30 protein-coding genes are annotated in these 26,093 nt (G+C 43.4%); 16 read left to right on the top strand and 14 right to left on the bottom strand.

The genetic code is table 11. From position 1 onward, the window contains the following. The first annotated feature begins 8 nt into the window (after positions 1–8). The 13 genes from V6D42_RS12560 (at position 9) to V6D42_RS12500 (ending at position 10,698) form a co-directional block, all read left to right on the top strand. Positions 9–1,142 carry a response regulator aspartate phosphatase gene (locus V6D42_RS12560; RefSeq protein WP_333513435.1) on the top strand — a complete coding sequence of 378 codons (1,134 nt, stop codon included), beginning with the start codon at positions 9–11 and terminating at the stop codon, positions 1,140–1,142. 179 nt (positions 1,143–1,321) lie between these two features. Beyond that, on the top strand, positions 1,322–1,801 hold the full coding sequence (locus tag V6D42_RS12555; protein WP_168748964.1) for a hypothetical protein: 480 nt from the start codon (positions 1,322–1,324) through the stop codon (positions 1,799–1,801). Between the two features lie 73 nt (positions 1,802–1,874). After that, positions 1,875–2,063 (top strand): CsbD family protein, encoded by a 189-nt coding sequence (locus V6D42_RS12550; protein ID WP_026014623.1) that lies wholly within the window; start codon positions 1,875–1,877, stop codon positions 2,061–2,063. A 200-nt stretch (positions 2,064–2,263) separates the two neighbouring features. Then, a complete protein-coding gene (gene urtA, locus V6D42_RS12545) occupies positions 2,264–3,520 on the top strand; it encodes an urea ABC transporter substrate-binding protein (RefSeq protein ID WP_333513434.1) in 1,257 nt (418 codons plus the stop codon). A 32-nt stretch (positions 3,521–3,552) separates the two neighbouring features. Next, the gene (gene urtB / locus V6D42_RS12540) at positions 3,553–4,455 is read left to right on the top strand and encodes an urea ABC transporter permease subunit UrtB (protein ID WP_333513433.1); all 903 of its coding nucleotides are present in this window, start codon (positions 3,553–3,555) and stop codon (positions 4,453–4,455) included. A gap of 10 nt (positions 4,456–4,465) precedes the next feature. Further along, on the top strand, positions 4,466–5,536 hold the full coding sequence (urtC, locus tag V6D42_RS12535; RefSeq protein ID WP_333513432.1) for an urea ABC transporter permease subunit UrtC: 1,071 nt from the start codon (positions 4,466–4,468) through the stop codon (positions 5,534–5,536). After that, on the top strand, positions 5,511–6,260 hold the full coding sequence (gene urtD / locus V6D42_RS12530) for an urea ABC transporter ATP-binding protein UrtD (protein WP_333513431.1): 750 nt from the start codon (positions 5,511–5,513) through the stop codon (positions 6,258–6,260). The genes urtC and urtD overlap by 26 nt, the downstream gene beginning before the upstream one ends. Then, complete coding sequence (gene urtE / locus V6D42_RS12525; RefSeq protein WP_333513430.1) at positions 6,257–6,958, top strand: urea ABC transporter ATP-binding subunit UrtE; 702 nt, start codon at positions 6,257–6,259, stop codon at positions 6,956–6,958. The genes urtD and urtE overlap by 4 nt, the downstream gene beginning before the upstream one ends. Positions 6,959–7,058: 100 nt before the next feature. Continuing rightward, positions 7,059–7,376 (top strand): urease subunit gamma, encoded by a 318-nt coding sequence (ureA, locus tag V6D42_RS12520; RefSeq protein WP_010332209.1) that lies wholly within the window; start codon positions 7,059–7,061, stop codon positions 7,374–7,376. Continuing rightward, positions 7,373–7,747: an urease subunit beta gene (ureB, locus tag V6D42_RS12515; RefSeq protein ID WP_010332208.1), complete on the top strand. Its 375-nt coding sequence runs from the start codon at positions 7,373–7,375 to the stop codon at positions 7,745–7,747. Before ureA ends, ureB begins: the two co-directional genes overlap by 4 nt. Next, complete coding sequence (gene ureC / locus V6D42_RS12510) at positions 7,744–9,453, top strand: urease subunit alpha (RefSeq protein ID WP_333513429.1); 1,710 nt, start codon at positions 7,744–7,746, stop codon at positions 9,451–9,453. Before ureB ends, ureC begins: the two co-directional genes overlap by 4 nt. Before the next feature lie 133 nt (positions 9,454–9,586). Further along, complete coding sequence (locus V6D42_RS12505; protein WP_010332206.1) at positions 9,587–9,988, top strand: Rrf2 family transcriptional regulator; 402 nt, start codon at positions 9,587–9,589, stop codon at positions 9,986–9,988. A gap of 68 nt (positions 9,989–10,056) precedes the next feature. Continuing rightward, complete coding sequence (locus V6D42_RS12500) at positions 10,057–10,698, top strand: NAD(P)-dependent oxidoreductase (protein WP_333513428.1); 642 nt, start codon at positions 10,057–10,059, stop codon at positions 10,696–10,698. Positions 10,699–10,735: 37 nt separating this feature from the next. Here V6D42_RS12500 and V6D42_RS12495 read toward each other — a convergent pair whose 3' ends face one another. Further along, complete coding sequence (locus tag V6D42_RS12495; protein ID WP_010332204.1) at positions 10,736–11,125, bottom strand: DUF5362 family protein; 390 nt, start codon at positions 11,123–11,125, stop codon at positions 10,736–10,738. Between the two features lie 289 nt (positions 11,126–11,414). Beyond that, the gene (cls, locus tag V6D42_RS12490) at positions 11,415–12,863 is read right to left on the bottom strand and encodes a cardiolipin synthase (protein WP_010332203.1); all 1,449 of its coding nucleotides are present in this window, start codon (positions 12,861–12,863) and stop codon (positions 11,415–11,417) included. A 242-nt stretch (positions 12,864–13,105) separates the two neighbouring features. Here cls and V6D42_RS12485 point away from each other — a divergent pair, with 242 nt between their 5' ends. Further along, positions 13,106–13,543, top strand: coding sequence for a DUF5392 family protein (locus V6D42_RS12485; protein WP_168748955.1), 438 nt, complete (start codon positions 13,106–13,108; stop codon positions 13,541–13,543). Positions 13,544–13,741: 198 nt separating this feature from the next. Here the strand turns inward: V6D42_RS12485 and pseI are convergent, their stop codons facing one another. The 9 genes from pseI to V6D42_RS12440 all read right to left on the bottom strand — a co-directional run bounded on the left by pseI (position 13,742) and on the right by V6D42_RS12440 (position 21,999). Continuing rightward, positions 13,742–14,791 carry a pseudaminic acid synthase gene (gene pseI, locus V6D42_RS12480; RefSeq protein ID WP_010332201.1) on the bottom strand — a complete coding sequence of 350 codons (1,050 nt, stop codon included), beginning with the start codon at positions 14,789–14,791 and terminating at the stop codon, positions 13,742–13,744. Positions 14,792–14,875: 84 nt separating this feature from the next. Next, positions 14,876–15,460 carry a UDP-4-amino-4,6-dideoxy-N-acetyl-beta-L-altrosamine N-acetyltransferase gene (pseH, locus tag V6D42_RS12475; protein WP_333513427.1) on the bottom strand — a complete coding sequence of 195 codons (585 nt, stop codon included), beginning with the start codon at positions 15,458–15,460 and terminating at the stop codon, positions 14,876–14,878. Between the two features lie 15 nt (positions 15,461–15,475). Further along, a complete protein-coding gene (gene pseG / locus V6D42_RS12470; protein ID WP_333513426.1) occupies positions 15,476–16,567 on the bottom strand; it encodes a UDP-2,4-diacetamido-2,4,6-trideoxy-beta-L-altropyranose hydrolase in 1,092 nt (363 codons plus the stop codon). A gap of 13 nt (positions 16,568–16,580) precedes the next feature. Further along, complete coding sequence (locus V6D42_RS12465) at positions 16,581–17,339, bottom strand: glycosyltransferase family protein (protein ID WP_326203323.1); 759 nt, start codon at positions 17,337–17,339, stop codon at positions 16,581–16,583. Positions 17,340–17,350: 11 nt separating this feature from the next. Further along, the gene (pseC, locus tag V6D42_RS12460; protein WP_333513425.1) at positions 17,351–18,547 is read right to left on the bottom strand and encodes a UDP-4-amino-4,6-dideoxy-N-acetyl-beta-L-altrosamine transaminase; all 1,197 of its coding nucleotides are present in this window, start codon (positions 18,545–18,547) and stop codon (positions 17,351–17,353) included. Between the two features lie 13 nt (positions 18,548–18,560). Next, complete coding sequence (locus tag V6D42_RS12455) at positions 18,561–19,505, bottom strand: dTDP-glucose 4,6-dehydratase (protein ID WP_333513424.1); 945 nt, start codon at positions 19,503–19,505, stop codon at positions 18,561–18,563. A gap of 19 nt (positions 19,506–19,524) precedes the next feature. Further along, entirely contained in the window at positions 19,525–20,529 is a 1,005-nt protein-coding gene (locus V6D42_RS12450; protein ID WP_326203326.1) for an SDR family NAD(P)-dependent oxidoreductase, read from the bottom strand. A 463-nt stretch (positions 20,530–20,992) separates the two neighbouring features. After that, a complete protein-coding gene (locus V6D42_RS12445) occupies positions 20,993–21,511 on the bottom strand; it encodes a DUF5362 family protein (RefSeq protein WP_333513423.1) in 519 nt (172 codons plus the stop codon). After that, the gene (locus V6D42_RS12440; protein ID WP_229149865.1) at positions 21,508–21,999 is read right to left on the bottom strand and encodes a GNAT family N-acetyltransferase; all 492 of its coding nucleotides are present in this window, start codon (positions 21,997–21,999) and stop codon (positions 21,508–21,510) included. The genes V6D42_RS12445 and V6D42_RS12440 overlap by 4 nt, the downstream gene beginning before the upstream one ends. Before the next feature lie 142 nt (positions 22,000–22,141). Here V6D42_RS12440 and spoIIQ point away from each other — a divergent pair, with 142 nt between their 5' ends. Next, a complete protein-coding gene (gene spoIIQ / locus V6D42_RS12435) occupies positions 22,142–23,014 on the top strand; it encodes a stage II sporulation protein spoIIQ (RefSeq protein ID WP_010332192.1) in 873 nt (290 codons plus the stop codon). A 110-nt stretch (positions 23,015–23,124) separates the two neighbouring features. Further along, positions 23,125–23,547: a VanZ family protein gene (locus V6D42_RS12430; protein ID WP_333513422.1), complete on the top strand. Its 423-nt coding sequence runs from the start codon at positions 23,125–23,127 to the stop codon at positions 23,545–23,547. A 35-nt stretch (positions 23,548–23,582) separates the two neighbouring features. Here V6D42_RS12430 and V6D42_RS12425 read toward each other — a convergent pair whose 3' ends face one another. The 3 genes from V6D42_RS12425 to amtB all read right to left on the bottom strand — a co-directional run bounded on the left by V6D42_RS12425 (position 23,583) and on the right by amtB (position 25,922). After that, a complete protein-coding gene (locus V6D42_RS12425; RefSeq protein ID WP_333513421.1) occupies positions 23,583–24,164 on the bottom strand; it encodes an undecaprenyl-diphosphatase in 582 nt (193 codons plus the stop codon). A 181-nt stretch (positions 24,165–24,345) separates the two neighbouring features. Continuing rightward, positions 24,346–24,696 (bottom strand): P-II family nitrogen regulator, encoded by a 351-nt coding sequence (locus tag V6D42_RS12420; RefSeq protein ID WP_003221829.1) that lies wholly within the window; start codon positions 24,694–24,696, stop codon positions 24,346–24,348. An 11-nt stretch (positions 24,697–24,707) separates the two neighbouring features. Continuing rightward, positions 24,708–25,922 (bottom strand): ammonium transporter AmtB, encoded by a 1,215-nt coding sequence (amtB, locus tag V6D42_RS12415; protein WP_010332188.1) that lies wholly within the window; start codon positions 25,920–25,922, stop codon positions 24,708–24,710. Between the last annotated feature and the right edge of the window lie 171 nt (positions 25,923–26,093).

Genomic DNA, 26,093 nt, shown 5'->3' with positions numbered 1-26,093 from the left:
GGAGAGGCATGGCCGCTTACGAGATCCCGTCATCTCAAGTAGGAGTTAAAATCAATCAGTGGTATAAGCACATTTTAGCATTTCAAGTGGCTGATGCCGTTCAGCTGAAGGAAGAGATTGATCATGATATAGAACGAATGGAAGAGGATCAGCTGCTTCTGTTGTACTATCAGCTGATCAGCTACCGTCATCAAATTATGCTTGATTATGTAAAGCCCGACCTGCACGAGGAATCTCAGCTCCAATATCGTGAATTAATCGAGAGGCTGGAAAGCAGCAAGGACAGCATCTCGGGATTATCTGAGTATTATTTTCATTTGTTCAGAGGAATGTATGAATTTGAACAGAACAATTACATCTCAGCCATATCTTTCTATCGAAAAGCTGAGAAAATGCTTGCGTTTGTAGAGGATGATATTGAAAGAGCGGAATTTCATTTTAAAGTAGCGGAAGTATTTTATATTATGAAGCAGACCCACTTTTCTATGAATCATGCGATACAGGCGCTTGAGACCTACAAGGCTCATGATTTTTACAGGGTGAGAAGAATTCAATGCCACTTTGTCATTTCGGGAAACTATATAGACTACAGAAATTATGAAAAAGCGCTTGAGCATCTCGATGACGCTTATCGTTTGGCTTTATTGGAAGGACAGCCCCGCTTGATCGGGTCAGCCCTCTACAACATGGGGAACTGTTATGATGAAAAAGGAGAGCTGGATCAGGCGGCTGCCTACTTTGAAAAAGCGCTGCCTGTCTTTGAGGAACATCAGCTGGAGCAGCTCCCGAAAGCGCTGTTCAGCTTAACGCGTGTTCTCTTCAAAAAACAAGCTGAACAAGCGGCTATGCATTATTATGAAAAAGGGATTGCCATCGCCCGAAAACGAAACGACAGCTTTAGTCTGGAAAAATACAAATTTCTGCAGGCCCTATATGTGGAATCCGTTAACATGGATATGATTCAAGAGGTATTTGAGTATATGGAAGCCAAGTCCCTGTATGTGTATATTGAGGAATTTGCTCTGGATGCAGCTGCATATTCCAGCCTTCACGAAAACTATAAAGATGCGGTGTTTTTCTATGAAAAAGCGGTCAGCATGAGAGCGCTGATCCAGAAGGAAGACTGTTTATATCAAGTGTAAAAACCATCTGACTCCAGATGGTTTTTTTATATACAAAAAAAGGGGAGCATCGAGACGTTTATTTCCGTGGAGAACAGGAAAAATCGCTACATACTGTTTTGGAACACAAACGAATGGTTAGCCGCGATTTTGTGAAACGGGAAATGGCGTTGTTTATGACAAGCGTGAGGGGGAATTCAATGTTTGGATTTGATGATATGGTGAAGTTTCTGTGGTCTTTCCTCATCGTTCTGCCGCTTGTATCTATTATACATGTTGCCGGGCACAGCTTTATGGCCTTTATTTTTGGCGGGAAGGGTTCATTGGATATCGGGATGGGCAAAAAGCTGTTCAGGATCGGGCCGATACAGGTCAGAACCATTTATTTTATGGATTCGTTTTGCCGGTACGGCGAACTGAAGATCGACAACCGATTCACACACGCACTTGTTTATGCCGGAGGCTGCCTGTTTAACTTAATCACCATTTTTGCAGTGAATTTGCTCATTATACACAGTGTATTGAAGCCGAATGTGTTTTTTTATCAGTTTGTCTACTTTTCTACGTATTATGTGTTTTTTGCCCTGCTGCCGGTCCGTTACTCAGAAAATAAATCATCTGACGGGCTGGCGCTCTACAAGGTGCTCCGTTACGGAGAGCGTTATGAAATCGATAAATAATATTCAAATGTTTACCGCTGCTCAGATCGGGAAGGTAACAAGTACACACATAAATGAAGGGAGAGAATTACACATGGGTAACGATAGTGTAAAAGATAAAATGAAAGGCGGCTTAAATAAAGCCAAGGGAGAAGTGAAGGATAAAGTTGGAGATATGACCGACAAAACGGATATGAAGGCTGAAGGCAAAAAAGATAAGGCAAAAGGCGAGGTCCAAAAAGATATCGGTAAAGCGAAGGATACATTCACAGATAAAAATTAATCAGAGCGGCAAGGCAAGAAACAATGTTTCTTGCCTTTTTTTATGTGAATACATATGACAAAAAAGACAATCGATTTGGTTAAAGTATCTAAATTTTTTAAATATTCTTTAAAGTAATGCGCTCGTTCTATATAATAAATGACATAAGTTGTTAACTTTTATAACATCAGTTGATTCAATCAGACAAAAGGAGGTTGTGAATGAAAAGCAAAGGGGTTAGAATACAGGCTTTCTTTCTGATGGTTCTTATCACGATTCTGATCACGGGATGTGCGGCGCCGAAAAAAGTGTCGGAAGCCAGCGTGGATGCGAAAAAAACAGTTGATATTGACACAAGCGGGGATGCAGTGAAGATTGGGATTCTTCACTCATTAAGCGGGACAATGGCCATCAGCGAGGTATCCGTTCATGATGCAGAGCTGATGGCGATTCAAGAAATCAATCAAAAAGGCGGCGTTCTTGGCAAAAAGCTTGAACCTGTCGTGGAGGACGGGGCTTCTGACTGGCCTACATATGCCGAAAAAATGAGAAAGCTGCTTCAGCAGGACAAAGCGGCGGCTGTTTTCGGAGGATGGACATCAGCGAGCCGCAAAGCGATGCTCCCGGTTGTGGAGCAAAATAACGGGCTGCTGTTCTATCCGGTGCAATACGAAGGCATGGAGTCATCACCAAATATTTTTTATACCGGAGCAACGACAAATCAGCAAATCGTGCCGGCTGTCGATTGGCTGCTGAAGAATAAAGGCAAGACATTCTTTCTGATCGGCTCTGATTATGTGTTTCCGAGAACAGCTAATAAGATCATTAGAGCGCAAGTGAAAGCCGCTGGGGGAGAAATTGTTGGTGAAGAGTATACGCCGCTCGGCCACACGAATTACAGTACGCTGGTCAGCAAAATCAATGACAAGCAGCCGGATGTTATTTTTAACACATTAAACGGCGACAGCAATGTGGCATTTTTTAAGCAGCTGATAGATGCGGGCGTGACAGCTGATGAAATCCCTGTCATGTCGGCGAGTGTCGCAGAGGAAGAAATTCGGGGGATCGGTCCTGATGTGCTAAAAGGGCATTATGCGGTGTGGAATTACTTCCAGACAACCAATACAAACGAAAATCAGACATTCGTGAAGCATTATAAAAAGATGAACGGCGATAGCCGGGTGACGAGCGATCCGATTGAAGCCGGTTATAATGCGGTGTATCTATGGGCAGCGGCTGTTGAAAAAGCCAAGTCCTTTGATATCGATAAAGTGAAGAAAGCGGCTGACGGGATTGCATTCAAGGCCCCGGGCGGCACAGTGAAAATCGATGGGGATACACAGCATCTTTACAAAACAGTTAGAATCGGGCAAATCACGGGGGATGGACAGTTTAAAGAAGTATGGAACTCAGGTGATCCGGTAAAACCTGATCCGTATTTAAAAACGTACGACTGGGCAAAGGGGTTATCTAAATAAATCAAAGCCGTTTGCGGGAGAGGAGGCGGAAAATGTCTGTCATCGTAACGCAATTGTTTAACGGAATCAGTCTCGGTTCTATTTTGATTCTCATTGCGATTGGACTGGCCGTTACATTCGGTTTGATGAACATTATCAATATGGCGCACGGTGAGCTGATTATGGCGGGGGCATATATGACATATGTCGTTCAGCAGCTGTTTTTAAGCTATTTGCCGGCTTCTTTGTTTTCTTACTATTTTTTAATTGCTATGATCATGGCATTTGCCGTTGCGGCGTTTATGGGAATTGTTATTGAAAAGGTGATTGTCAGGCGGTTGTATGACCGTCCGCTCGACAGCCTTTTGGCAACATGGGGGGTAAGCTTGATCCTGCAGCAGGCGGCCAGATCGATTTTTGGCGCACCAAATGTGGCCGTCAAGTCTCCTGAATGGCTGACGGGAGGAGTAACGCTGTTTTCCGTTACCTTTCCGTATAAAAGGCTGTTTATTTTGGCGCTCGTTCTTTTTACGCTGGCGCTGCTCGGATTCTATTTGTTTAAAACCTCTGCGGGGCGGCGGATGCAGGCTGTTACGATGAATCGGAGCATGGCATCATGTCTTGGTGTATCTGTGAGAAAAACAGATACATTGGCTTTCGCGCTCGGAAGCGGGCTGGCCGGTATTGCGGGGAGCTCACTCACATTGCTGGGGTCAATCGGGCCTACTCTCGGTTCGTCCTATCTGGTCGATGCTTTTATGATCGTCATTTTAGGCGGTATCGGAAAATTAAAAGGGACGATTATTGGGGCTGTGCTGGTGGGATTACTCAGTACATTTGTGGAGTATTCGGCAAGCGCCACCATAGCCAAGGTTGTGGTGTTTGCGTTTATTATTCTCTTTCTGCAATGGCGGCCTTCGGGTCTCGCAAGCGTCAGAACGAGATTACTTGATTAGGAGGTGCCGGATGAAGCAGTTTTCGCAATTCAGTCCGTATCTTGTGATGTTTGCCCTTTTTATCGCCGCTCCGTTCTTTCTTCAGGAGTTTCGATTGGGGCTGTTGTCGAAGTTTTTATGCTTTGCGATTGTAGCGGTCGGCATTTGCCTCATTTGGGGATATACAGGCATTTTGAGCTTGGGGCACGGCGTCTTTTTCGGATTGGGCGCCTACTGCATGGCGATGTATTTAAAAATAGAAGCCTCACCATCCGGCATTCCTGATTTTATGGAGTGGACGGGAGTCAGAGAACTGCCGTGGATCTGGGCTTTGTTCAGGCATCCTTTTGCTGCAATTGCGGCGGCTGTGGCTGTGCCTGTGCTACTGGCGTTTTTGCTCGGCTATTTTACGTTCCGCAACAATATAAAGGGAGTATATTTTTCATTGATATCACAGGCAGTCGTCGTTGTGGTGGTCACACTGTTCATCGGCAGCCAGGAAATCACCGGCGGCACCAATGGACTTACCAACTTCTATACGATTTTTCAATACTCTTTGGCTGATCCTGCGTTGAAGAAGATCCTGTATTTTACTACAGTCTTTTTTCTCGGCCTTACTGTTGTATTCGCTTTGTTTCTTACGAGAAGCCGCTTTGGCCGGCTTTTGCAGGCGGTTCGCGAAGGAGAGAACAGGGTGCGTTTTTTTGGTTATCATTCCACTGTTTTTAAAGTGTTTATTTACTGTGTGTCCGCTGCGATGGCGGGAATTGCCGGGATGCTATTTGTGCTTCAGGACGGAATGATCTCGCCGGAAATGATGGGCATCATCCCTTCAGTGGAAATGGTGCTGTGGGTGGCGATCGGCGGCAGGCACTCCATTTTCGGAGCTGTGCTGGGCGCGCTGTTAACAAACGGCATGAAAAGCTATTTAAGCGAATATTATCCTGACATTTGGCTGTATTTCCTCGGTGCGCTGTTTATGATCGTCGTGCTTTACTTGCCAAAAGGGATTGTCGGACTGTTTGAGAAGCTTGGAACCCGGCTTTCTTTCTCGAAAAAGAAAGGAGCGGCTGCATATGAAACCGATACTTATCTGCCGTGACGTGAAAGTTCAGTTTGATGGGTTTTGGGCGCTGCGGGGGGCGGATATCAGTGTGCAGGAACGTGATATTCACTTTTTAATTGGGCCGAATGGCGCCGGGAAAACAACCATGCTGGATATTATTTGTGGGAAAACAAAGCCGCAGTCGGGTGAGGTTGTGTTTCAGGAAACGGCAGAACTGACAAAGGTTCCGGAATATCAGATCGCCAAAATGGGCGTCGCCAGAAAGTTTCAGGCTCCGAGTGTCTTTTCGCAGCTGACCGTGTTTGAAAATATCGAGCTTGCCATGAAGCAGAAAAAAACGATTCTCTCCCTGCTGTTGGCGCGTATGACAAGAGAACAGCGTGACAGAATGACAGACATCCTGAAGCTGATCGGTTTAGAAGGAAAGCAGGGTATAAAAGCCGGCAGCCTGTCACACGGACAGAAACAATGGCTCGAAATCGGCATGCAGCTCGCCATGGACCCGAAGCTTTTGCTGCTGGATGAACCGATCGCCGGAATGACGGGAAAAGAGCGGGATAAAACCGGGGCTCTCCTTGAGGAAATTGCCAAAACGTGTTCCGTTTTAATTGTGGAGCACGATATGGATTTTGTCCGCTCGTTTTCCAGAAAAGTGACGGTGATGCATGAAGGGAAAGTGCTTTGTGAAGGATCGATGGATGAGATTACAAGCAATGAAGAGGTGGCAGCGGTGTATTTAGGAAGGAGCGGAGCATCATGATAGCGGTCAGTAATGTGACATCCGGTTACGATCAATCCATGGTTTTGCATAACCTCAGCATGGAAGTCCGCCCCGGGCAGATCGTCGCTGTATTAGGCCGAAACGGAGTCGGCAAATCCACTTTGCTGAAGACGATCATCGGCCTAATCCCGGCCAAACAGGGACAAATCCGTTTTCATCAAACGTTTGTTCAAAACGAAAAGACGGAAAAACGGGCAAGAGCAGGAATGGCGTACGTGCCGCAGGGGAGAGACATCTTCCCCGCTTTAACCGTTCGCGATAATCTTTTGCTCGGAGAAGAACCGCTTCCTAAGAAGGAGCGGAGAGGGCAGATCAAGGAAGAGATTTTTCAGTGTTTTCCTGTTTTGAAGGACATGCTCGACCGTAAAGGTGGCGATTTGAGCGGAGGACAGCAGCAGCAGCTTGCGATTGCCAGAGCGCTGATGGGTAATCCAAAAATGATTTTACTAGATGAACCAATGGAAGGAATTCAGCCCTCAATCGTGGAATTGATTCAAAAATTCATCATAGAAATTTCCAGAAAAAAAGAGACTGCAGTTGTTTTGGTGGAACACAGCTTAGAGAACGCCTTAACGTGCGCTGACTATCTTTACGTCATGGACAGGGGAACGGTCGTCGCTCACGGAAAGGCTGACGAAGAAACCGCTCGCGGTTTTGAAAGGCATCTCACTGTTTGATCAGCATCCTGAAAAAGGGAGGTGATGGCCCGCCTGCATCGTTCCGGAGATTCATGTAACGCAATCCGCTTTAGAATGACGATAATAAGGAGGACCTAAGATGAAACTGACACCGGTTGAACAAGAGAAATTGCTCATTTTTGCAGCGGGAGAATTAGCCAAACAGCGAAAGGCGCGCGGCGTTCTGCTCAACTATCCCGAGGCTGCCGCTTATCTCACCTGTTTTATCATGGAAGGCGCGCGCGATGGAAAGGGAGTGGCGGAGCTGATGGAAGCCGGCCGCCATGTATTGACTGAAAAAGATGTCATGGAGGGCGTGCCTGAGATGCTGGACAGCATTCAGGTGGAAGCTACATTCCCTGACGGAGTGAAGCTTGTCACAGTACACCATCCGATTTCTGCGGAGGTGAAGTCATGAAGCCGGGAGCATTTCAGATTGCTGAGGGAACCATTACGATTAACGAAGGCCGCCAGACACGGGAGATAGCGGTGAAAAACACCGGATCACGTTCCGTTCAGGTCGGTTCCCATTTTCATTTTGCGGAAGCCAATGGTGCGCTATCGTTTGACCGCGAACAAGCCATCGGCATGCGTATCGACATTCCGTCAGGCACATCGGTCCGTTTTGAGCCAGGTGAGGAGAAAACGGTCACGCTTGTTGAATTCAGAGGACGAAAAACAGTAAGAGGACTGAACGGAATGGCCGATACGTATATCGATGAACGCGGCAAAGAAAAAACGTTAGCCAACTTAAAGAAAGCCGGCTGGATGGAGGGTGTGATTCGATGAAAATGTCACGGGAACAATACGCGGAGCTGTTTGGTCCGACAACGGGTGATAAAATCAGATTGGGCGATACGGACTTATGGATCGAAGTCGAAAAGGACTTCACTGTATATGGTGAAGAAATGATCTTTGGAGGCGGAAAAACGATCCGTGACGGCATGGGCCAAAACGGCAGCATCACAGGAAAAGACGGCGCTTTGGATTTGGTGATCACCAACGTCGTGTTATTGGATTACACAGGCATTGTCAAAGCGGATGTCGGTGTAAAGGACGGCCGGATCGTGGGTGTCGGAAAAAGCGGCAACCCCGATATCATGGATGGAGTTGATCCGCATATGGTCATCGGTGCGGGTACAGAGGTGATTTCCGGTGAAGGCAAAATTTTAACGGCTGGAGGAGTGGATACGCACATCCACTTTATTTGTCCTCAGCAGATGGAAGTTGCACTTTCCTCAGGAGTGACGACTCTTCTTGGAGGCGGAACGGGGCCCGCTACAGGAAGCAAAGCGACAACATGTACTTCTGGTGCATGGTATATGGCAAGGATGCTGGAAGCAGCCGAGGAATTTCCGATCAATGTCGGCTTCTTGGGGAAAGGGAACGCATCCGATAAAGCGCCGCTGATCGAACAGGTGGAAGCCGGCGCCATCGGTCTGAAGCTTCATGAAGACTGGGGCACAACGCCAAGCGCTATTAAAACGTGCATGGAAGTTGTGGAGGAAGCCGATATTCAAGTCGCAATCCATACGGATACGATCAATGAAGCGGGCTTTCTGGAAAACACGCTTGATGCAATTGGGGAGCGGGTGATTCATACCTATCACATTGAAGGAGCAGGCGGAGGCCATGCCCCGGATATTATGAAGCTCGCCTCATATGCGAACATTCTGCCGTCATCCACAACGCCGACAATCCCTTACACCGTCAATACGATGGATGAGCACCTTGACATGATGATGGTCTGTCACCATTTAGACGCGAAGGTGCCTGAGGACGTGGCGTTCAGCCATTCCAGAATCAGGGCTGCGACGATTGCGGCAGAGGACATTCTCCATGATATTGGCGCGATCAGCATGACGTCATCGGATTCCCAAGCGATGGGGCGGGTTGGCGAAGTCATTATCCGCACTTGGCAGGTGGCTAACAAAATGAAAAAACAGCGCGGCGCTCTCACTGGAGAAAACGGAAACGATAACGTACGTGCGAAACGCTACATTGCCAAATATACGATTAACCCGGCAATTACTCACGGCCTCAGCCATGAAGTCGGTTCTGTAGAAAAAGGAAAGCTCGCTGACCTTGTCCTGTGGGATCCTGTATTTTTCGGCGTGAAACCGGAATTGGTCTTAAAGGGCGGCATGATAGCACGCGCGCAAATGGGGGATCCAAACGCGTCTATCCCGACTCCGGAGCCTGTGTTCATGCGCCAAATGTATGCTTCGTATGGTAAAGCCAACCGCTCAACCTCCATTACGTTTATGTCCCAGGCGGGCATTGAAAGGGGCGTGGCGGAAAGGTTAGGGCTGGAAAAAAGAATTTCTCCTGTGAAAAACATCCGCAAGCTGAGCAAGCTGGATATGAAATTAAACGCTGCTTTGCCGAAGATTGAAGTCGATCCGAAAACGTATCAGGTCTTTGCTGACGGAGAAGAATTATCCTGCCAGCCTGTCGATTATGTTCCGCTGGGACAACGATATTTCTTATTCTGACAAGACGCGGCCGGAGTACATCCGGCCGTTTTATTGACTAAACGGATGTCCAAGAAGCGCAAATTTAGTGTATATTATATGTTGACAAATGAATTAAATGTAACTATTATAGTTACAACGGTGGTGAAAAAACATGATTAACAGCCGTCTTGCTGTTGCCATTCATATTTTATCGCTCATTTCGATGGATGAAAAAGCGTCTTCGGACATTATCGCTGACAGTGTCAACACCAATCCGGTTGTTGTAAGAAGAATGATCAGCCTGCTGAAAAAGGGTGATATTCTCACATCACGCGCCGGGGTGCCGGGCGCGAGCCTCACAAAAGATCCGGCTGATATTTCTCTTTTAGAAGTATATCGGGCTGTTCAAAACCAAGAGGAACTATTTGCGGTTCATGAAAACCCGAACCCGAAGTGTCCGGTAGGCAAAAAAATTCAGTGCGCACTGGATGAGACATTTGAAAGTGTGCAAAAAGCGATGGAAAATGAGCTGGCAAGCAAGTCATTAAAAGATGTAATGAATCATCTCTTTTGATCAAAAGAGATGACTTCTCACCGCCAACATGTAACTAAAATTGTTACAAATAAGGAGGAAATCAAAAAATGAAAATAGGAATTATCGGTGCAAGCGGAAAAGCGGGAAGTCTGATTTTGAAAGAAGCGAAGGAAAGAGGCCACGAGGTAACGGCCATTGTCCGAAATGCATCTAAAGTGCAGGAGCGGGACACAGCGATTTTGGAGAAAGATGTTTTTGAACTGACAGCGGAAGATCTCAAGCCTTTCGATGCACTCGTGAACGCTTTTGGAGCTGCGCCTGGCCAGGAACATCTTCATGTTGAAGCAGGCAGAACATTAATCAGCCTGCTAAAGGATGCAAAACATACAAGATTGTTTGTCGTCGGCGGAGCGGGAAGCCTGTTCGTTGATGAAGCCAAAACAACACGTTTAATGGATACACCGGAATTCCCGAAAGAATATCTTCCGACTGCATCAAATCAAGGAGAAAACCTGAAAGACCTGCAAAAGGCAGACTCTATTTCCTGGACATTCCTCAGCCCGGCGGCGTTTTTTGATGCGGCAGGAAAGCGGACGGGATCTTACCAAAAAGGAAAAGACAATGTGATCGTAAACGCAAAAGGCGACAGTTATATCAGCTATGCCGATTATGCGATTGCTGTTTTGGATGAGCTTGAACATCCGTCACACAAGAATGAACGCTTCACAGTAGTAAGCGAAGCGGAATAACAAGAAAAAACCCGGAGGTTACCTCCGGGTTTTTTACTTAATAGCTGCTGTACGTATCATAATCGCTGAATATGCCGTCAGCGATTCCAAGCATTAGAAAGATGAAGAATGCGATGATCGCCAGAATCGATACAGCGATGCTCACGATTAGATAAATCCCTTGCATCTTTACAAATTTCGCATAATTCTCCAGCATTAAATCTTCAGATTGCCCGCTATGCTTTTCAGCCATTAAGCCCGCTTCTTTTGCTGACCGCATCAAAAAGATGCCAGATATGATTTGCAGTACGCCGGGCACTGCGCCGATAAGAAAAAAGAAAGCGCCTGAAAGCGCAGTAAAAGCGCCCATAATAATAAATAAAATGCCTGTTGCTTTTCCCCATTTTGAAATACTGATGAGGGTTTTGTTGACCGTTTCCGGATTCATTGACACGGGTCCCCTTTACAAAAAAATACTCACTTTTCTTTTATACACTATTTGTGAGAAGTTTTGTATAAAGAAATAAAAATAGTGAATTTGATTTTGAAGCGGCGTGAATGGAGCTTGGTCTGACGATCCGGAGGTGCAAGCCGCTCTTGATAAATTACATGATCATATTAGTGATTTTTTATTACGATTCCACGCTATATGGGAAAGGTCACGCGCGTTTTTACGGGATGTGTGATAATGCCATGCTGAAAAACCCCGGCCATAAAGGCCGGGGGATTGGCACATCTTATAAAATCGGCGACAGCAGCCGTGACACGGATTCCTTAATGCGGATCCATAATGATCGCTGCTGATATTCCTCGTAGGTATATTTTCTCGATACGAGCAAATCTTCTTTAAATGTAGAAACCAGTTTTTTGGCAATGTTAATATCATAAATAAATGCATTAACCTCAAAATTCAGCCTGAAGCTTCGGACGTCGATATTCGCTGTACCGACTGACGCAATTTCGTCATCCACAACGATTGTTTTCGCGTGGATAAAGCCATTATCGTATATATAGACGGTAGCTCCGGCTTTTAAAAGATCCCCGATATACGAAAGTGTGGCCCAGTATACAAAGGCATGGTCGGGCTTGTTCGGTATCATAATGTTGACATCAATGCCGGACAGGCACGCAATCCTTAGTGCATCCAGCAGGCTTGCGTCCGGAATAAAGTAAGGTGTTTGTATCAAAATGCTACGTTTGGCGTTTGATATCATTTTGATGTAGCCGTTTTTAATTTGTTCCCATTCGGAATCGGGCCCGCTCGTGACAATCTGCATCCCGACATTTCCCTTTGGGCTGCAATCGGGAAAGTGGTTCGGAATATAGGTGAGTGTATGATGATGTGAAGCTTGGTTCCAGTCAAGGATGAATCGTGTCTGAATGGCGTGTACGGCCGTTCCCTGCAATCGGATATGGGTATCGCGCCAATAGCCGAACTTCGGATTGAGGCCGAGGTATTCATCCCCGACATTAAACCCACCGACATAACCGGTTATGCCGTCTATGATGACGAGTTTTCGGTGGTTGCGGTAATTCAGCCGAAGGTTAATCGGCCTGAGTTTTGAAGGGAAAAAGACCTCCACATGCCCGCCGGCCTCACGCAGTTTTTTAAAAAACTTTTTGCGTAGCGTTCTGGACCCGAGCTCATCATACAAAACCCTGACCTGAACACCTTCTTTCGCTTTCTGAATGAGGGCGTCCCGTAATTTTTTTCCTAATTCATCACCTTTGTAAATATAATATTGTAGATGGATATGATCCTTTGCCTTTGATATGTCATGTAAAAGCCGCTGAAACTTATCACGTCCGTCTGTAATGACATCAACTGAATTATCCTCTGTAAAGACAGCATGATTATTCATGATGAGCATGTATATTAAATCCTTATTATCAAAGGTTGCCCGGTTGTTGAACTGAAATTGCCTGTTTTCTAATTCTTCAAGCTGATGCTGCAGCAGCTTTTCAATTCCGATTTTCTTGCGATCCTCCCATTGAAACAAATGCTTGCGTCTGAGATTATGACCGAATAATAGGTATAAAATAAAGCCTAAAACGGGAATAAAGAAAAGAACAAGCAGCCAAGCCCATGATGCACTGGCATCGCGCCGTTCTTTGAATATGACAATGATGGCCAAAAGAATATTCAAAATGAAAAAAAGTGATAAAAGGATGGAAGAAATACTCACTTTGTAACCCCGCTAATTCATATTTATCAAGAAGATTGCCATTAGTATTCCATGAATAACAGCAATCTGATTCCCATTACAAATTATAACACTGACTTTTTAAAAGAATAAAGTGTGTTGATCCAGATTCTTTGTGAAAAACACGGGCAGATTTCTTTAAAACCAGCTTGCACCTGCGTTAAAATAAACTCATATGATAACGTTCGTAAAGCCTTGCAAAATCAAATAAAGGGGGAGAATAAATGAACTTTTACAGAATAGAACAAATGCCGGGGTTCATTAAAACAGAAATGCAAAAAATTCAAAAGGCTGTACAGCCTTTAATGAAGAAAACTGTCATCTACCGTTTTCTTGCTGTTCCGCTTGCTGCATTCTCTCTCTTTAATTTGGCTGCTTTCCTTTTTCATGCTTCAGCAGACAGAGAGTCCCTGATCAGCGCCGGTCTTTTTGCGCTTCTTGCTGCACTTGGATTAGCATTTTTTAAAGAAGCGGGCTATCAGCATAAACAAATCCAAAAGACCGTTCATATTTATATGCTGAACAGAATCAAAAAGAGCGAAATTCTTTCAGAAGAGCGCAAAAACACGTATACGCGCCAGATCACGGAAGAACCGTTTGCGATGCGGAGCTTTGTAGAGTTTTTGACTGAAGAAGACAGACGGAAGAAAATGCTGTATTAATACTGTAAACGGCACGGCACCCTGACTGTTAGCGGATTTATCTAACAATCAGGGTGCCGTTTTTTCATTTCATCGAATTCGTGAAACAACCGGATATTCATTCTGTATTTTTAAAATGTATATATCTATTGAAGATAACGTATACGATTTCTATGAGCATTATTATGATTCCTTTACATAGAAAAATAGGGGATAAAACTATATAGAATCCCATCCCAGCGGTGTCCCTGCTGAAAGATGTTTCGTTGCTGTTTTTCCGATCATTACATCAAAGTACTTTGGTTCCAAACCATAACCAGGTCGTATCACCTTAATATTTTCTTTGGTGAAAATCTCTCCGGCTTTTATATCGTTTGTTACATAAATAGAGCGGCGAAATTTAAGCGAAGCTTTTTCCTTGTCAGTTGGTCCATAGGTGATCTGTCCTAACGCTTGCCATGCCCTTTCCGTTTCAACGACAAGTTCTTTCAATTCAGGTGGTTCCAGTGAAAAGGCAGAATCTACACCGCCATCAGCTCTTGATAAAGTGAAGTGTTTCTCAATCACAGTTGCGCCTAAGGCGACACTGGCGACAGCAACTCCTGTTCCCATTGTGTGATCTGATAAGCCGACTTGGCAATTAAATAATTCCTTCATATGAGGAATCGTAGAAATATTGGTGTTTACTGGTGATGCCGGGTAGGTGCTTGTGCATTTTAGAAGGATTAATTCTTTACAGCCTGCTTCCTTGGCAGCCGTTATTGTTTCATCAATTTCTGCTACTGTAGCCATTCCAGTTGAAATGATAATGGGTTTACCTGTAGCAGCCACCTTTTTGATAAGAGGGATATCAGTATTTTCAAATGAGGCTATTTTATATATAGGCACTCCCAGGTCTTCCAAAAAGTCGACAGCCGATTCATCAAATGGCGTACTCAAAGGAATCATTCCCAGCTCCCGGCATTTATCGAAAATGGGTTTATGCCATTCCCATGGGGTGTAAGCCTGCTGATATAATGTATAGAGCGTACTGCCAGACCATAGACTATCGTTATCCTCAATTTTAAAATCTTTTGTATCTATATTTAACGTCATCGTATCAGCGGTATAGGTTTGTATTTTTAATGCGTGTGCACCTGCTTTGGCAGCTGCTTCTATAATGTGAAAAGCACGTTCTAACGATTGATTATGGTTCCCGGACATTTCAGCAATAATAAATGGGGGATGATGCGGGCCAATACTTCTTCCATCTATATTGATTTCGTTCATATTTGCACTCCCTTCTATTCACAGGAATACCGGCCGTAAAACAATAGACTTTGATGTCATCTATATGAAATGATTGGTCAAAGTCTAAAGTTCACTAAAACCTGTATCAATGTCCTTGATATCTATTCCTCTTTCAGCCAATTTCTGGATCAATTTCGGCTTTTCAGCAATCCATTCTTCTTTTAAGAGACCATATCTGATTACATCAAGGTATTTATGATTTCTTACTATATGGTTTCGAAAATGACCTTCTTTACAAAAACCGAATGTTTGGTGAAATGATAAGCTTCTTTCGTTATTCAAAAGTACTTCTCCGTATACTTTCTCAACACACAACTTTTGAAACGCCCATTCTAACGCTAAAAACCCCATGATAGAGCCAGAGCCTTTTGGACTCTCGGGCTCTCCAATATAGAAACCCCAATAGCAGTGGTTATGCTTATCATCAACATCTTTAAAGCTAACAAAGCCAGTTTCTTTATGATCAATTGTAAATATAAAATAATGTTCTGTTTTGGATGTATTTATTTTCTTGAACCATTGATGATGCTGTTCTTCATTAATTATTTGGTCATGATACATTGATTTTCTGATTCTCTCATCGTTACGCCAACGGAGGACTGTATCTAAGTCCTTTTCTTTTAATGGTCTAAGGGAATATTTGAACACAGATTTATTCCTTCCTTACTTTAAAATTTCTAATAAGAGGTTCTGTCGATGATCAATATTTTCTTCCAGCAGCAGTCGGGCTTTTCTTGACATTTGTTGGAGTGACAAGGGGCTATTCATCATGTCTTGAATGGCTGAGACGATATCTGATTCATTGACTGATTCTTTAGGTCCCAGATATTTAATCGCGCCTAATTGATCAAGCGTTTGAGCGATCGATTCTTGATTTTCTGCGACGGTGATGACGATCGCTGGAAGGCCGAGATAGCAGCGCTCCCAAGTAGTCGTTCCGCCCGCACCTATTGCCAGGTCGGCATTGTACATTAATTCAGCCATATGATTCACTTGGCAGTGAAAGCTGCAAAAGGCATGTTTCTTACAAATAGTTTCAATTTCATTCTTATGAGTATTGGTATTTCCAATCACGATATCAAGCTCAATATCCTGGGGGGAAAGCTCCTGAAAGGCTTTCATCACCTTTTTCGTTTCATTAGTGGGATCACTGCCTCCAAAAAAGACAAGAATCTTTTTTACACTTCCATCGCGGTTAATGTGATGGGGTAAAAATGAATAAAACTCGTCTCGCAATAAGACATATTCTGGTCCTAAGTATTGTTTGCAGCTTTCGGGGACTAGATTGACATAACGATCTTTATAATGATGATAAAGATTCTGATCCAATAATATATCACAATCATGTAAACGATCAGCCAAGTCATCAATCACCATCATTCTTTTCACATGTTTTTTCACATTCATCTCCCAATTGATATCAATTGCGTAGTGATCAATGATAAGGAGGGAGATGTCCTTGTTCATGTCTTTTATCGCGCTAATGGTTTCAGCTGCGTCAACATACCAAGGGACACCAAGCCAATCAGAATGCGGAGTTGTTTTAGGAATGAAAACATTCTTTTTAGGTTCTGGCAGCATAATGAGATCAAACTGTTTCTCTTGGATGACCTCCGCTAGATGACCTTGTAAGTGTCGGCAAATAAAGATAATATTTGCCCCCTTTTTACGCAGCGCATGAGCAAGTGTGAGGCATCTCATGACATGACCTGTTCCTATTTCAATTGAAGCATCTGTTCTGATAAGGATGTTCATCACAGCACCTCAATCACTTGGATTTATTGTCGGCTTCATTGATGATTTCTTTTTGTTCTACCCGGGCATTGAGCAATGACCATTCTGGAAATTCGTTCAATAATGTTAGGGTATCCTCTAGGCTGAAGTCAGGTTTAGTTGGGTAAAGTTTTTCAATAATTTTTTTGATTAATAAAAAATCCTCGGGTGTATCTACAGTCCATCTATGCTGTTTCTGATTTTCGGTATAGGTGATATTAGCTAAGCTAAATCGATCTGGATTCAGGTAAATAAAGGGTGTAACATGTTCCCGTTCGTAGTCAAGGCTGGACTCGTGATAAGCTTTCTCTAACGAAGAAGCTGAAAAAACCTCTATATCCATTCCGCGGGGATACGTTCGCTGTAAGGTGTTAGACACATAATCATATTGGCCCTTTGAATCCAGGTAACATTTTATTACCTTATCAATCACACGATAATCAATAATAGGGCAGTCAGAGGTTAGTCGGACGACATTTTCCGCGTTGCTTATTTTTGCTGCTTCGTAGTACCTTGATAAAACATCGGTTTCTGACCCGCAATAATAAGTAAGAGACAATCTCTTACTTAACTCAACAATGGGTTGATCTATCGCATTTGTAGTCGTGGCGATCACAATATCATCAATAAGTGCTGCTCTTTTGATTCTTTCAATTTGATATTCCAGCAAAGGTCTATTCAACACTTTTTTCAACACTTTACCCGGCAATCGGCTGGAGCCCATCCGTGCTTGGATAATAGCCGTTACTTTCACCTAACCACCTCCTACGAATAATAATTCACTACTTTCTTTAGTGCTTTTATAACATCGTCTGCATCTTTTTCATTCATCGATTGAAACAGAGGCAAGGTGATCATTCCTTTATACAGCTTTTCGGCATTTGGGCATAAGCCCACTTGATAACCTAAATGTTGATAATAAGGGTGTAAATAAACAGGTATATAGTGAACGTTAACACCTATATTTTCTTTTTGCATAGCGTTGAAAATATCATCGCGATTTCCTTTAAGCGAATCTAGCTTTAAGTCAATGACGTAAAGGTGCCAGCTGGAAGTTGAGGCTGCATCTTGAATTGGGAGATGAATGTGGGAGATTGTTTTTAATTTTTCGTTGTAGATCCTTGCAAGATGTCTTCGTTTTTCAATAAAATCATCTAATTTTTGCAATTGGCTGATGCCTAATGAAGCTTGGATATCCGTCATCCGATAATTGAATCCAAGAAAGTGCATTTCATAGTACCACGATCCATGATTCTGGCTTAGCTTTTTAGGGTCGCGGGTAATTCCATGACTGCGGAATTGGAGCAGCTTCTCATAATATTCTCTATTATTAGTTGTTATCATTCCGCCTTCGCCGGTTGTAATATGTTTAACAGGGTGGAAACTAAACATCGTCATATCACTGATTGAACCGATTGTTTCCCCTTTATATGAAGCGCCTAATGCATGGGCAGCATCTTCAATAACGATCAAGTTATGGGCTTTTGCAATTTTTTGAATCTGATCATGATTCACCGGCTGTCCTGTAAAATCTACCGGTATAATGGCTTTTGTTTTTGGAGTGATCAGCTTTTCAATAGAATCAGGGTCAATATTGTATGTTTGCGGATCAATATCTGCGAAAACCGGTTTGGCTCCCATGTACAAAATGCAATTGGCACTTGCCGCAAATGTGATGGGTGTCGTAATGACTTCGTCTCCCTGTGAAATTCCCGCAGCAAAGCAAGCCGCATGCAAAGCAGCTGTTCCGCTGGAAAATGCAACAGCATATCGGCTGCCAACATAGTTTGCGACTTTTTCTTCGAATAAGTCGATTGCTGGTCCCGTCGTCAAATAGTCTCCTCGTAAAACGTCAACTACTGATTGTATATCAGCTTCATCTAACCATTGCCTGCCGTATGGAAGATATGAATCTCTGACAGGCTTACCGCCTGTCATTGCTAATTTATTCTCACTGGTCATTTTCATTCTCCTATTAAATGAGATTCGTACTCTTAATCCATTCTTCTGTTTTTCTTATTCCTTCCTCCAAACTGGCCTGCGGGCTCCAATTAAGAATTTTTTTTGCTTTTTCGTAGTTACATAACAATTTTGGAATTTCACTCTGAGGATGTATATGCTCTACATGGTGAATATTTTGTTTATCGCCTGCAATTAACTCTGCTAATTCATTAATAGATATATCTCTTCCAAGGCCTGCGTTTATAATTTCACCGTTTGCCTTTTGGGAATAACCAGCCTGCACGACGAAATTAGCACAATCCTCTACATATAAAAGATCACGGGTTTGTGTGCCGTCACCATATATATGCAGCTTTTTACCGTCCAATTTGTTTTTTATAAAAATAGCGACTACTCCGCCTTCACCGCCTGTTTTTTGGTAAGGCCCATACGTGTTAAACGGACGTATAACCACAGCAGGGAGACCGTATGCGTGATAATAGGAGAGCACCATATTTTCAGCCGCGATTTTTGATCCGGCATAAGGTGAAGCGGGTTTAATAGGATCTGTTTCTTTAATACCTTCAGCAAATGCAGCTCGGTCATATACCATGCAGGTACTCATAAAAACAACTTTTACATTATGCTGCTTACATAATTCTAAAATGTTAAAAGTACCGATTGTGTCATTTTCAAATGTGGTTTTCGGATCGTCGATGCTATCTTGTACGTTTATGCTTGCACCTAAATGGTAGCAAATATCAAATTTTGTCGAGAAAAGATCCTCTAATGTTTTTACATCCTTTATATCTCCATGGATAAATTCGATAAAACCAGGGTCGTTTTTCAGGTCTTCTATATTTTCTAAACGTCCATTCGATAAATCATCCAATACCCATACTTGATGACGGTCTTCTAATAATTTTTTCACAACCCATCTGCCGATAAAACCTGCTCCTCCAGTGACGAGAACTTTCATGATCATCTTCCTTCCCGAATTAAAGTAATGTTTGCGATCTTAATAATGCAAGGACCTCTTCTTTAGAAATCTGCTTTTGATCATTTGAACTATAGGTCCCTTCAGTTGCTTTTTTCGCTTGGGTATAATGATTTTTCTCCCCATAAGTGGAAGGGATAACAAACATGTCAGGCAGCTCCAAAGCCATTGTCGACTCGTCATAAGTCATCAGTTCTTCATACATTTTTTCTCCGGGCCGCAGCCCGATTTCCTGTATTTCTATTTCATCAATATTCATATTCTGTTTTTTGCATGTTTCTTCAACGACGACTGACACTAAGTCATGCAGTGATATGACAGGCATTTTTAATATGAAGATTTCGCCGCCCTGAGATTCCTTTAGTGCACCAATTAATAAAGATGTCGCCTGATCCAGTGTCATCATAAAGCGATTCATCTTTAAATCTGTAACAGTCACCTTTTTTTGCGTCAAGATTTGTTCTATAAACAATGGAACCACGGAACCCCTTGAACCAATTACATTTCCAAACCGAACACAAGAAAAAACCGTCGAAGCTTTTCCCTTACTGTATTCTGCTGCAGAAATTAATCTTTCAGCTGTGAGTTTTGTTGCTCCATATGCATTCGTTGGTGATATTGCTTTATCTGAACTTGTAAAAACTACTTTTTTTACGTTTTGGGCAACTGCCGCTTTAATGACATTATTGGTTCCTATAATATTGGTGAGGACTGCTTCATAGGGATTGTATTCGCAAGCAGGAACATGCTTCATGGCAGCGGTATGGAAGACGTAGTCAATGCTGTCCATAGCATTTAACACCCGGTCATAATCTCGCACATCTCCTATTAAATATCTAATATCCTTTCTGGGACCGATTTCATTTTCCAACATAAATTGTTTATATTCATCTCTGCTAAATATACGAACAACCTTTGGCTGATCCTTAAGAATTTGTTTTAGAAGACTTTTTCCAATCGTACCTGTTCCGCCAATTATGAGTATTTTTTTATCTTTGAAAAACACAAGTATATCCACTTCCTTTTTCTTAAATGGATGAAAAAATGTCGGTTATTGAAGTATATGCTTGTTACAAAACTCTGTGTTTGCTCTAGCCTAATCGATTCAACTATTATTTTAAAAAAACCATAAAACATAGAGCGTACATCTGCGGGGCGGTGGGGGAATGGCTGCTTAATGGTCTAAACGTATAAAAGATAGAAACAAATATTTTGTATGAGAAATCATATAACTGTCTGTGTCCTACGATGTAAATGGAGAGATTGCCATGGAATGTGTCCTGATTGTTTCTAACATATAAGATAGGGATGCTATACAAAGTATGTCACACCGAAGAGCGTGCCTGGATGAATGACGATAACGCAGAGAATTTGAGGAGAACATAATAAAAAGGCATGAGTCCGGTTCAATACCGAACTCATACCTATGCTATTCGTGTCTATCCTTCGGAGGTCAGATCCACACACCTTTATTCAAAGACGGGCTCATCTTCATAATAATAGGAATCCGGGTCTTCATACGTATCCATATCCTCAAAAGCGGCGATGCCGACAAATACGAGGAAGAAAATAAGCAGAATGATTCCGATGAGGCCTGCGGCGATACTTGATGCAGCGTAGAATAATTGCATTTTAATAAATTTCCCGTAGTTTTCCAGCATGCTTACACCCGCACTGCCGGTCAGGTTTCCGCTTGCCTCTCTTGCTGCTTTTGCTGACCGCATCAGAAACACGCCTGAAATAATGAGCAGGACGCCTGGAATAGCGCCTATGATTGTCATTAAAGCCGACAGGGCAGCCAGCGCACCCATGACAATTAAAAGAATTCCTGTGATTTTGCCCCACTTTGCAATGTCTGAAAGCGATTTGACAGCAGCAGCGCTCAGCTCACGTTTTTCGCCCTCTGTGCTGTTGTTCTCTTGCTCGGTCACGCTGTTTTCTTCGTGGTGAGTTTCAATATGGTTTTCATCTTTATCAAGACTAATCATGATAGCTCTCTCCCTAATATTTTTAAGTCATATCGCTTGCCGTCCATTTCAGCAATGCCGGGGAATAACCCCCATTCCTTGAAACCGTGCTTTTCAAACAGCTTCAGGCTAGGCTTATTATGTCCGAAAATGAAGGCCATAAGCGAGCGGATGCCAAGCTCCGGCGCGATGCGGAGCGCTTCCTGAAGCAAGTGATTTCCGGCGCCTTTGCCGCGGCATGATTCATGAATGTATATGCTGATCTCGGCTGTTTTATTATAAGCGGGCCTGCCGTAAAATCTTTCGAAACTGATCCAGGCAGCCACGTCCCCGCTTTCATCCTCAGCAACATACAGCGGCCGTTCGTCTGTATGTCCCAAAAACCACGCCATCCGGTCTTCCGTTGTTACCGGTTCAGTATCGGCTGTTACCATTCGTGAGGCAATCGTTGAGTTATAAATCGCAACAACCGCTTCTATATCCTTTTTTTCAGCAAGACGTAATGTCAAGTTCATACGTATCTGGTTCTCCTCTCAAAAAAAAATGACATACTTTCTTATCAGCCTGCACAAACTATATCTAAAAAAGTTTTTTATATCAGTGTATATATTTTCAGAAAAGTGTTCAGAATGTTGCTGAGGTGATGAAACAATGAGAGAGGAAGAAAAGAAAACTTCTCAAGTCAAAAAACTTCAGCAGTTTTTTCGTAAACGCTGGGTGTTCCCTGCAATTTACTTAGTCAGTGCGGCCGTCATTTTAACAGCTGTCCTTTGGTATCAATCTGTATCAAATGATGAGGTAAAGGATCAGTTAGCTGATAACGGCGGAAGCTCCGCGTACGACAACAACGACGATGCAGTTGAAGTAGGAAAGTCTATGGAAAATGTCGCAATGCCAGTTGTTGATTCTGAAAACGTTTCTGTTGTGAAAAAGTTCTATGAAACTGATGCCGCAAAAGAAGAAAAAGAAGCAGCACTCGTTACCTATAATAACACGTACAGCCTAAGCAAAGGAATTGACTTAGCTGAGAAAGACGGAAAAGATTTCGATGTTTCTGCTTCTCTAAGCGGTACGGTTGTCAAAGCTGAAAAAGATCCAGTGCTGGGATATGTTGTGGAAATTGAACATGCTGATGGTTTATCTACTGTGTATCAATCACTTTCTGAAGTAGGTGTTGAGCAAGGCGACAAGGTGAAGCAAAATCAGGTCATCGGAAAGTCTGGCAAGAACCTTTACAGCGAAGAAAGCGGTAACCACGTACACTTTGAAATCCGTAAAGACGGAGTTGCTATGAACCCGCTAAACTTTATGGACAAGCCGGTTTCTTCTATTGAAAAAGCGGCAGCTGCAGAAGAGAAAGCTGCAACTGAGGAAACAGAAGAATCCATTCAGCAATCATCAGAAAAAAAGGATGGTTCAACTGAAAAAGGAACTGAAGAAAAATCCGGAGACAAAACGGATGATTCAACTGACAAATCAGGTTCCAAAGAAAGCAGCACAACAGAAGACACTGAACAGTCTTAATGAAGAAAACGTCTATCGGTGTGATAGGCGTTTTTTTTGTTACTTTTTGTTTCACTGTGCCGTCTATGTATTTACATGCACAAGAAGCTGCTGGAAAGGAGGCTGTTTTGATGAATCGTCTATTACTCGCGGGCTGGATCTTCTTCATTTTACTCTCTGTCTGCACAGAAAGCTTCAGCGATATGGTGGTGTCGCAGACAGTGACATTTCACTTTCATCCGCATCCTGATCTATACCCATTTTTAGACATGGATTTTGCTCAGTTGACTACGCCTGAAGCTGTAATTCAAAAAATCGGGCACGCGTTTTCTTTCTTCGTGCTGACATATTTGCTGTGGAAGCAATGGAACAATATCAAATGGGCCTCGGCCGGAGCATTCATGTTTGCCGTTTTTACAGAAATCATTCAGCTTTTCTTCAGCAGAAACGGCTGCATCCGGGATGTACTCATTGACAGTGTTGGGATTGCCCTGTTTATTGGATTATTTGGTCTCGCAAAACGGAAAAGACATGAGATGTATGAAAAATATTAAAGCCGGCGCTCTTCCATTCAGAGGCCGGCTTTATCTTAGAAATTTTGATCGGTTGGTTTTTTCGTTATTTTATTCATAATCGCTTCATAGATTCGGACGATGAAATCAACGAGCGGGCGAAGAAGATCTGAAAATCTAAAGAACAGGAACCCGATAATGATCGCGACAACAAGACTGCCCAACACATCTACAGGATAGTGATGTCCCACCCAAATTCGTGAAAAACCGGTTAAAAGCCCGAAGATGACGAGCGGCCAGCCTATTTTACGGTTTCTGAAAAGCATTGCAATCGAAATAGCCAGCGCTCCCGTTGTGTGGTCACTCGGAAAAGAAGCATCTGCATCGTGCGGAATCAGTGTATGCACTGTGTGAGCGACGAATGGGCGCGGTTCAACATAAACTTGTGTAATCAAGAAATTAATCACAAGACCCGCAATTCCTGTAATTCCTGCGTAAAGTACGTTCTTTCTGCTTTGTGTGTTCCCGAACAGCCACATCACCAATAAGATAAGCGCATAGGCAACGATCGCGTATTCCGTTATGAAAACCATAATGGAATCGAGAACAGAATTGTGATGAGATAATCCATGGATAGCTTTAAATATTTCGTAATTCAAATAATCACCTTTTACATTTTTATATTAAGTAGACTCTTCTTACTCAGAAAAAGTTTCAAATAAAAATAGAGATTGTCTGAAATCATGGTGCTTGAAGAGGATTCGAATGGGTACCACGGTTTCTGGGGGTTTTTGTGTTCGCAAAAAAAGAGATCCGGAGTGTCCGAATCTCTTAACAATATTACAGCGCTTCAGGTCCTTCTTCGCCAGTGCGGATATTAATCGTATTGCTGATTTCATAGACAAAGATTTTACCGTCACCCGGTGATCCCGTTTTCAGAACCCGCTTAGCGGTCTCAGTTACTTGATCAACAGGAACCTTGCTGACCACGATTTCGATTTTTAACCGTTCATATACATTGCTTTCTATTTTTACCCCTCGATAAAGCTCCGTATGTGCTTTTTGAAGCCCGCAGCCGTGAACATTGGAGAAGGTCAGAGAGGTGACTCCGATTTTTCCGAGTTCCTGCTTCAGCTTTTCAAAATTTGCCGGACGCGTTACAATTTCTACCTTGAACATTTGACCGCTCATAGCGTCACTCCTCACATAGAATCTTGATATGCTTTCTCCCCGTGCATTGTTAAATCAAGCCCGAGTGATTCTTCTTCTTCGGTTGCGCGTAGGGGCAGGAAGAGGCCTACAATTTTAATAATAACGAATGTGACAATAAATACAAAAACATAAGTTGCGGCGATCGCTACAATTTGTTTCCATATTAAACTTGCATCCCCGTAGAATAAACCATCTGCACCAGCGGAGTTGACTGAAGTTGTTGCGAACAATCCTGTCGCAATGCCGCCCCATGTCCCGCCGATGCCGTGCAGGCCAAAGGCATCAAGTGCGTCATCATATCCGAATTTCTGTTTCAGCGAGAAGACACCCCAGAAACAAACCGCTCCGCCAATGATGCCAATGATAATAGAAGAAAACGGTGTGACAAACCCGGCCGCCGGCGTAATGGCCACAAGCCCTGCGATTGCTCCTGATACCGCGCCGAGCATCGTCGGTTTTTTGTTGATGATCCATTCAACCAATATCCAGCCGGCAATCCCCGCTGCAGCTGCCGTGTTTGTATTAATAAAGGCGTACATGGCCACATCATTTAAGGTCAGGGCGCTGCCGACGTTAAAACCGAACCAGCCGAACCAAATCAGGGCGCCTCCTAAAAAGGTGTAAATGAGGTTGTGCGGAGAAGACGCTGTGCCGTCTTTCCGTTTGCCGAGCACGATGGCCAGAACAAGACCGGCCACCCCGGAAGAAATATGAACAACGTTTCCGCCCGCGAAATCAAGCGCGCCAAGCTGGCCGATCCAGCCTCCGCCCCATACCCAGTGAGCAACAGGCGTGTAAACCAATGAAACCCATAAAACCGAGAATAAAAGAAAAGCGCCGAATCGCATCCGCTCTGCGAAAGCCCCGGAAATGATAGCAGTTGTCAGAACCGCGAACGTCATTTGGAACATCATAAATAATGAATGGGGAATCGTGTCGCTGTAATCACCCGGATCAAATCCGACCCCCTTCAGACCTGCCCACTCCAGTCCGCCAATCAGTGAGTTGCCTGGAGCAAAGGCAAGTGTATATCCGAATAAAACCCAAACGATGGAAACGATGGCGATGGAAGAGAAACTGTGCATTGCTGTACTCAGCACATTTTTGCTTTTTACCATTCCTCCATAAAATAACGCTAACCCCGGGGTCATCAGCCACACGAGTAAAGCGCAAAAGAACATAAATACTGTATCGCCCATTTGCATGTCTCATTCCTCCGTATCTTTCAGAATAAAAGCAATTATGATATTTCTTCATTATAGAGAAAAAAGAACGATAAAACATTTTCATGTGAGATTTCCTAACATGCTTTTTTAGTGTATGTTATCGATGCGGGAGAGGAAAGAAAAAACGGTATTTACTATACAAGACTTTGT

This window comes from Bacillus sp. 0909A, from assembly GCF_036765115.1.
Taxonomy (GTDB): domain Bacteria; phylum Bacillota; class Bacilli; order Bacillales; family Bacillaceae; genus Bacillus; species Bacillus mojavensis.
The sequence above is the reverse complement of the archived record's forward strand: the minus strand, read 5'-3'. Positions and strand labels throughout refer to the sequence as shown.